General features: G+C 63.8%; 5 protein-coding genes. All 5 read right to left on the bottom strand.

All coding sequences use genetic code 11. The annotated features are described in order from the left end of the window. Nucleotides 1-133: 133 nt before the first annotated feature. Nucleotides 134-1153: an AraC family transcriptional regulator ligand-binding domain-containing protein gene (locus tag AAGA68_26885; protein ID MEM9388696.1), complete on the bottom strand. Its 1020-nt coding sequence runs from the start codon at nt 1151-1153 to the stop codon at nt 134-136. A gap of 391 nt (nt 1154-1544) precedes the next feature. Next, nucleotides 1545-2471, bottom strand: coding sequence for an L-lactate dehydrogenase (locus AAGA68_26880; protein MEM9388695.1), 927 nt, complete (start codon nt 2469-2471; stop codon nt 1545-1547). Nucleotides 2472-2616: 145 nt separating this feature from the next. Continuing rightward, a complete protein-coding gene (locus tag AAGA68_26875; GenBank protein MEM9388694.1) occupies nt 2617-6711 on the bottom strand; it encodes an EAL domain-containing protein in 4095 nt (1364 codons plus the stop codon). A gap of 339 nt (nt 6712-7050) precedes the next feature. Next, complete coding sequence (locus AAGA68_26870; protein ID MEM9388693.1) at nt 7051-7803, bottom strand: hypothetical protein; 753 nt, start codon at nt 7801-7803, stop codon at nt 7051-7053. 217 nt (nt 7804-8020) lie between these two features. Further along, nucleotides 8021-8653, bottom strand: a 633-nt coding sequence (locus AAGA68_26865) for a LytTR family DNA-binding domain-containing protein (GenBank protein ID MEM9388692.1), incomplete at its 5' end; no start/stop codon positions are given.

Raw genomic sequence — 8653 nt, 5'->3', positions numbered from 1 at the left:
GGTAACTTCCCTTTGAAAATTAATTCAACCTTTTTATTCACCACCGCCCCCGGGGGGGCGCCGCCCCCCGCCTTGGCTACCCTGCCGCGCTTGGGGGGGCGGCTGCGCCCACTGGCGCCGGGAGCCATCCAACTCAGGGGCCAAGCGCCCTCAGACGGTAGTTGCGCGGCGTTTGCCCGCACCAACGGCGAAACGCACGGTTGAACGCGCTCTGCTCGGAGAAGCCTGTTAGAAAGGCGATTTCAGTGAGCGAGTATTCCGTGTTGCGTAGAAGTCGCTCGGCGAGTTGTTGCCTCGCTTGGTCCATTAGCTTGGTAAAGCGGTAGCCGTCTTCGGCAAGCCGTCGTTGCAAGGTACGCGCACTCATGCCGAGGTGAGCGGCGATGTCACCCAAGGTGGGCACGCCGTCGCTCAGGCTGCGCACGACCGCCTGAATCACCCGCTCGTGCAGTCGGGGCGGGCCGTCGTGCGGAAGTTGCCGCATTTGTGCTTGGAGATGGGTGTCGAAGAAGTGGGAGATGCTGGCATCACCGAGGCGGTTCGCGACCCTTAGGTCCGTGACCCTTGAGCGTATGGCGTCGTGCTCCGCACCAAAGCGAACGGGGCAGCCGAAGTAGCGCTCGTGGGGGCTCTTGTTCGCCGGGGCTTTGTGGCGGACGCTGACTTCAATCGGGGAGAAAGCCCGGGTGCTCACCTCGCGGCTGATGCTCACTACACTCGCGAGCGTGGCCTCGATAGACATGCGCATGCCCAAGCGGCGTTCACCCTCGCGGTGGGCGATAAATGTGGTGTGCGTTGGCTGCTCCTTAACTTCGTAGCAGGTCACGCTGGTCAGGATGCGACCGTAGCGTTCGGCGCGAGCCCACGAGTGGCGAAGGTCAACCGCCGCTTTGAACGCCAGGCCGAAGGCGCCGTAATCGTCACAGCGCATGGACGCACCCGTGCGCAGGGGCAGGTCGGCGGCGTCTGGGTCAATCGCCGCGATTCGCTCGAGGAGCGTGTAGTAGTCACCATCATCGATCATTCGGGACGGATCCGTGGGCCCGTCCGCGTCCAAGGTGATGCCGAGGGGCGACAGCAACGCTGCTCGATCCACCCCCGCCCCGACCTGCCTCAAGACTTTGCTCAGGAAGAGCATCGTGATCTGGCCCATCGTCCCCTTTCGTCTTCAGAAGGTCGACTGTGACCGCCAACCATAGCGTCGAGCGATGGTCGGCTCGGCCTTAGGGTAGCGGCATGCAGGCCCGCTTCGCCAATCGCGTCCTCAGCCAGCCCACTGACTACGGCTCGTGCCAACGCTTGAGGACACTCCTGCCTGAGAACCGAATAGGCGCATTCAGCTGCCCGTCCGCACGCAACGTGGGTCGACACCTCAACGGCGCGCTCCTAGCGGTGTAGAGTCTAGTCTACTGCCGCTATCGCCGACCGTTGCAGAGCCTGTGTGAGACTCGCCTCGAGGGCGTGCAGTTCCGTTTTGGTAAGAATCGCTTCTGGCTCGCACGCCAGGCGCTTTTGGGTGGGCGAGGACTGCTCCTGTCCGCAGCTTAGGCGTCGGTGCTCGCGTCGAGGATTGTGCGCGCGCTGGCTTCGAGCTCGGTCTGTTCTGTCGCTGTCAGTGCGAGCTGAATCGTGTCGACAACCCCGGCCGCACCGATGACGCGGGGCAGAGACAGCGCGACCCGCTCTACGCCCAGCACGTTGGATTCGAGCATCGACACGGTCAGCACGGAGCGTTCGTCCCGGGCGACGGCCTGGCAGATTCGGGCCAGCCCTGCGGCGATACCGAACCACGTGGCCCCCTTGCCAGCGATGATCCGGTAAGCGGCGCGACGGGTACCGGCATCGATCCGAGCCTTCGCCGCGCTGTCCAGCGGACGGCCGATCTGCGCCGCGTAGCGCTCCACGCGCACGGTGCCGACGTCGGCGAGGGACCAGCACAGCACTTCGCTGTCCCCGTGCTCTCCCAGCACGTAGCCGTGCACCGACTGTGCCGCCACCCCCAAATGCTCGGCCAGCAGGGCGCGAAAACGTGCCGTGTCCAGGATCGTGCCAGAGCCGATCACCCGCGCAGGCGGGAGGCCTGACAGATTCGTTGCCACCATCGTCATGACGTCGACAGGGTTGGTGGCGATGACTAGCAAGGTGTCGGGCGCAGCCTCCAGCACCTGCGGGATAATCTGCGCAAACACGCTCGCGTTGCGCTCGAGCAGGGCCAGGCGGCTCTCGCCAGGCCGCTGGTTGACGCCTGCAGCGATAATCACGACCTGTGCGCCTGAAAGGGTTTCGTAGGTGCCCGCGCGCATGCGCACGCTATGGCTAAAAGGGGTGGCGTGGGTGATGTCCTCGGTTTCCGCCTGGGCACGTGCGGTATCGCGATCTACGAGCACGATTTCGCTGGCCGTACCGCTCAGCACCAGGGCGTTGGCGGCGGCACTGCCGACCATTCCCGCACCCACCACGCCGACTTTCATGGGAGTGGTCGTAGCATGGGCAGACGTGAGCGGGGGTGTGCGACGCGCATGGATCGCCGTTCCTTAGGACAGCAGTGCTCAGAGGCGGAAGACTCGCCGCTTCCCCTGGGCATGTCAACGGCACCCTTGTGCGCCTCTAGCCGTATCAGCCCAACTGGGAAAGATCCTCGCTCGTCGCCCGCGTCACGCCGAGCAGTTCGTCCAAGGGTTGCGGTCGATGTACGCCGTAGCCCTGAGCGTAGTCGCCGCCGAGCGTGCCCACCATCTCTAGGATCTCATCATCCTCGACGAACTCACAAACCACTCGCTTGTCGAGCGTGTGTGCGATGTCGATGATCGATTTGACAAAGATCCGATCCGTTGGATCAGTGACGATGTCGCGCACGAACTGGCCATCTACTTTCACGTAGTCGACGTGTAGGCGCTTTAGGTAACCGAAGGAGGATAGGCCGCTGCCGAAATCGTCGAGCGCAAAGCGACATCCCATTTCCTGTAGGGCGCTCATCAGGTGGGCAGCATCGTCGATCTTGCGGATCACGGCCGTCTCGGTGATCTCGAAGTTCATGCAGCCCGCGGGTAGGTCGCTGGCCCGCATGCGTTCGATCAAGGCATCGGAGAAGGATCGGTCTCCCACGCTCGCACCGGAGAGGTTGACCCAGAAGTTGTGGGCAGCCACCTCGTCACTGTCCTGCACCGATAGTAAGTCGATGACCCTGTTCACCACCCATTGATCGAGACGCCCCTGCAGCCCGTAGCGTTCCGCCGCCGGCAAGAAGGCGCTAGGGGGGATTAGCCGACCACTGGAGCGGTCGAGCATACGCAGGAGTATTTCGATTCGCTGGGATCCTACGGGGCCGTCGGCGAGCTGCTGGAGGCGCTGGCCGAAGAGCACGAAGCTGTCGGTGTCGATGGCGTGGTTCAGGCGCTGGACCCAACGCATCTCGCCGCGATGTTCATGCACGGCATCCTCCGTACCAGAGACCAGGTGGACGCGGTTGCGGCCTGCTTCCTTCGCCGCGTAGCAGGCCGCGTCCGCGAGCTGCTGCAGCTCGTTGAGATCGCTCGTGGCGTCGTTGATCGGCACGATGCCGATACTCACGCCGATGCGGAAGATCTCCGTCTCCCAAGGAAACTCTAAGGCCTGTACGGACCTGCGGATCTGCTCAGCACGATCGAGAGCCGTTTGCTGCGTGCAGTTCATCAAGATCAGGGCGAATTCATCGCCGCCCAAGCGGGCCACCGTGTCCTGCGGGCGCACGGCCTGGGATACGGTCTTGGCAGCAAGGCGTAGAAGCTCGTCCCCAGCCGTATGCCCGCAGGTGTCGTTCACCACCTTGAATTGATCCAGGTCTAGGAAGAGTAGGTAGGCACCATCCGTTGTAGCGTTGACCAACGCCAGGCGTTCGGCGAAGGCGCGACGGTTCAGCAGGCCAGTCAGCTCATCGAAGTGAGCCTGGTAGGCGAGCTTGCTCGTCATCGCGTGGCTCTCGGTGACATCCTGGGCCAGCATGACCAGGTATTGCACCTCGCCGTCGGCGTCGCGTACTGGTGAAGGGAGAAAATCGATTCGCCGCACCTGACCATCGTGGGTCAGGCAGTCCACCTCCATGCTGGTGCCCGCATCGTCTTCCTTGGCCAGGGCATCCAGGAAGGCCGTGAAGGTCTCGCGTTGGTCGGCGATGACCACTTCGAGAAGAGGCTGGCGATCGTCCTCTCCCGCATGTGGCCAGAACAGCGCCTGCAGGGGCGGGTTCGCGTCGTAGACTAAGCCCTCCGTATCGACTAGGGCCATACCGATCGGCGAGTTTTGGTAGGCCTGGTGGAAGCGTTCTTCCACGTCGGCACGGAGGGCATCGGCACGCTTGCGTTCGTGAATCTCGCTACTCAGCTGGTCGTTGATCAGCTCAAGCTCTCGCCGGCCTGCTTCGATCGAGGCCGTACGTTCCGCCACTTGCTGTCGCAAGCGCCGGTTGGCACCTGCGACGACGCGCAGGCGCAGCTGCACGATACTCCAGGTGAGTAGCAATGCCACTGCCGCGGCCAAGGCGGTGAACCAGTAGGTGCGCCAGAACGGTGTAGGCACGACGAAGGACCATTGCGCGGCTTTACTCCAATCGCCTCCAGGCAGGCGAGACCGCACGGCGAAGTCATACTGGCCCGAGGGGAGGTTGGAGTAGCCGATCGACTGGGTAGTGGTCGGAGCACTCCACGCGCCGACGGCGCCGTTGTGGTCCAGGCGATAGCTGTACTCGATGCCACCGGGGCGGCGGGTAGAGATCGCCGCGTACTCGACGAACAGGTTTCCGTGGGGTGCCCGGGTCGTTTGCGTGGGTTCGGCGGAGACCGCCTCGCCGTCCACGAGGCGCCTGGAGATCAGCGGCCGGGGTTGGGGAATGCTCGACATGGGCTGCTCGACGTCCATTGCGGTGACGCCGGAGGTGGTGCCTATCCACAGAGTGTTCGGCGCTTCGAAGTACGTTGCGTGGGCCTTTGCCTCGATCGAGACGAAGCCATCGAGCGCTGAGTAGTGCTCGAGATGACCGTCCTCGGGGTTGTAGCGGTAAGCACCGCGACTGGTGGCTAGCACGAGCGTGCCATCGGCCAGGGGGTGCAACGCGTAGACGGTGTAGTCACCGAGTGCTTCGTCGATCTGCAGGCGGTCGAGCTTACCGGCACGCCAGCGGAAGACGCCGCCCTCGACGCTGGCCAGCCACACGGTGCGCTGCGCTGCGTGGGGGTCAACAACCAGTTGTGTGTAGAAATCCCGACCGATCTCTTCCACGGGCACCATGAGCTCGGGCTGGGAGCCTGGGCGCGTTGTATCGACGCGGTATAGACCGCGGAAGTTGGCGGCGACCCACAGATGACCATCCGCTGTCGAATCCATGGCGTAGAGGGCGGCTCCAGAGCCGAAGTCGAGCGCCTGCGTCTCGCCGCTGCGCGGATCGTACGCATGCAGCGTGCCAAAGTAGGTCCCGGTCCACAGCCGCCCATCGCTTGCAAGCTCCAAGCCGACCGCAACCAGGGGCTCCTCGCCCAGAAACGGCTTGGCGGTGAGCGTATCGATATCGATCTCGTAAGCGACCCCTTGCACCTGCACCATCCACAGAGTGGAACCGTCGTCGGAAAGGGAGACCCCGCGGACTTCGGTAATGGGGATAGCTAGCTGTTTCGATACGTTGCTGATCACCCCCTGCGCATCTACTCGCAGCAGTCCTTGGTCCGTGCCGAACCAGAAGTCCCCGTCTGTGCCTGGCTGGATGGCGAAGACCTCCGGTTGGATTCCATCCACTTCAAGGCCGTAGTGACGAAAGCGCGTGCCGAGGTAGCGCGCGAGTCCGCCGCGCGTCGGCGCCCAGAGGATGCCCTCCTGGTCGATGATCGCGGGCGACCCCAGGCCCATGTCGTCCATGCGTCGGGACGGATCGGTGAAGTTGACCAGGTGTTGGTCGTCTATCGTCACCCAGGCGATCTCATCGCCGTCGAAGGTGATGCCGGTGACTTGCCCATCGAATTCTCGCGCCTGCCACTGCACGCCATCGGCGACCACGCGCCCCACGCGGCCGTCTGCGCTACCCACGGTCACTTGTCCCGAGGGGGAGCGAATGAGGACAGTGATGCCATCCGCAATGCGGGGCAATGGCTTCGTCGCAGAGCTGTCGTAGCGAAGGAGTGCTTCACCGGACAGTAGGTAGATCTGGTTGGCGTCGGTGTCCGCGACTAGCGCCTGAACATCCTCCGCAGTCCCGGGGATGTGTTCGAGTCCAGCATCCATCGCCCCTAGGCGCAGGCGCTGTAGACCACCAGGCTCCACGCCGATCAAAAGCTCATCCCCGAATTCGATGATGCTGCGGACGAATCCGCGCGCCTCGTTTGCTGGGTCGAAGGTACGCACCACGCGCCCATCCTCGAGCAGTGTGAGTCCGCCGCCCGCGTCCCCTGCCCACAAGCGGTTCTGGCGATCTACCAGGAGCCCCTGCACGAGGTTGTTGCGAAGTCCTTGGCGCGTGGTGAAGCTCTCGAAGGTCTGGCCATCGAAGCGATTTAGGCCGCCGAAGGTGGCGATCCAAAGGTAGCCATGCTCATCCTGCACTACCTTGAGGATCGTGCGTTGGTTGAGGCCTTCTGTGACCGAGTAGAGGCGAAAGGGCGGCTCCGCCGGTACGGCGAGTTCGGTCCCGCTGGCCATCGTGCTCAGGGCGAGGAGTAGGGCGAGCGTTGTGGGCTTCAATGCCTGCATGGATCGAGTCGTGTTCGCGGTGGGGGACGCAAGGAGGGGCATGAACACCGTAGCGCCGGCGGCGCTGCACTGCGATGAACCAGGTCGGATTCCCGGGTCTAAAGAGAGTTATCTCGGGGTCTTGGAGTGGTTGGGTAACAGGGTCGTTGCGCACGGGAGTGTCGAGATCGCCGCAGCGCCTGCGCTCGTGCCGCCCCAGGCACTACGGCTTTATACGCGAGCTCACAGAACGAGTTTGATAGCCTAGATGCAAAGCAAGCCAGGAAGTGTCCAGCGAATAAAAGGAGGCCCGGTAGTTTCCCACCGGGCCTCGAGCAAGCGGCATTGGTGCCGTCGTTGTTAGAAAGCTCTGAACAGCATGAAGGTCTCGATGGGGTTCCGCGGCGTACTGCGCAGGTCTACTTCGTAGTCCAACTCACCGTTGCGGCGCAACACCACTACCACGCTCAGCATCTCCACCTCGCTGTTCGCCAGCTTGTGGAAGGTGATCGTCTCGAGACCATCCCTGCTCGCCCTCGGAGAGACGCTCAGGTGGCCATCGCCATCGAGATGCCAATCGAAGTGCCCGCCGCCCGATGGGTCCTCGTAGGCACCGCCGCCGTCACGATCGAAGGTCAGGCTGGTGGTCGCGAGGCCGTCAGCGCCAAGCTCGAACCAAGACCCTAGCACCTCGTTTGCCTCGAAGGCTTCGACCTGGATCAAGTTGATGGCACGAGAGCCCTCTACCTCGTTGAGGGTCTCGATGGACATCTCCTCGCCGCCCAGTCCGGTCGCGATCAGCGCGGTGCCGTGCTCGCCCACGTCGTCGCGCGAGAGCGCGATGCGAACGATCGCCTCACCGTCGATAATCCACCGCCCGTCGTTCTCGCCGATACGGGTGCCGCCCCCCAGGCTTCGTTGGAACACCTCGCCGAATGTGCCGTCGGCCGCGAAGGTCAACAGGCGCAGACTCAGATCACTTACCTCAGCGTAGGTCTTGCCGGCGAGCAGCGCCGTGTTAGCGGCGTCCGCGGCGGGGGCCGCGGCGGTCGATGGATTGTAGTTGACGTCCTCCACGAACAGCTCCTCGATGTCGCCGCTGTCATCGGGCACGGTGGTCGACAGCTGTCGCAGCGTCCTAAAGGTGGGAGCGCCGGTCTTGCCGCGCTCACTTGTGGCGCCAGCTTGCTGACCCGAGCATCGAGCTGGTCGTGCCAATCGCGAGGAGTATGGTGGCGTCAGCAACCCGGGGATGTGATCGCTCTCAAGGGGACGGGGAAAGGCGGGTGTTGCTCATGGCAGGGACGGCGACCCGGTCACACTTCCCTCCCTACCGAGACCCTAATAGGGCGCGTAGGGCAGCCAACTGGCGGCGACTGATCGGTATCTGCTGGCCTTCGCGCAGTTCGGCGATGCTGCCGCTCGCTTGAGGACTGGACGTAATGCGCAGGACGTGGTCGACGTTGACGACCGTCTGCCGGTTGACGCGGAAGAAGCGCCTTCGCGACACGAGCTGCTCCTCAAGGTGCTTTAGGGAACTGCGCACGATCAGCGTGCCCTGATCAGTGTGCACGCACACGTAGTCACCGGCGGTCTCCAGGTGGCTGATCGCTGCCTCCGGTTGGCGCACGAAACCGTCCCCCGTATCGAGTCGAATGACCTCCTGCCGTTCCGCCGCGGGGAGCGTGCTGGTCTGAGGCGCTTGAGCGTCGGGGGTATCGAAGCGATGGACTACCGACTTCAACTCGGCCGCCATTGCCATCTCCCGCCGTCGTCGCAGCTCCTCGTGCGCCCGTTCGAGGGCGCGCGCCAGGCGCTGGGCGCTGACCGGTTTCATGAGGTAGTCGATCGCCTCGGTCTCGAAGGCCTCGACGGCGCGGTCCCCGTAGGCAGTGAGGAAGACGATTAGAGGACCTTCGCGGTGCGTGCCGATGCGCCTGGCGACCTCGAGTCCCGTAAGCCC

The organism is Pseudomonadota bacterium (genome assembly GCA_039193195.1).
Lineage (GTDB): Bacteria > Pseudomonadota > Gammaproteobacteria > Steroidobacterales > JBCBZW01 > JBCBZW01.
This window is presented reverse-complemented; position numbering and strand designations above follow the sequence as displayed.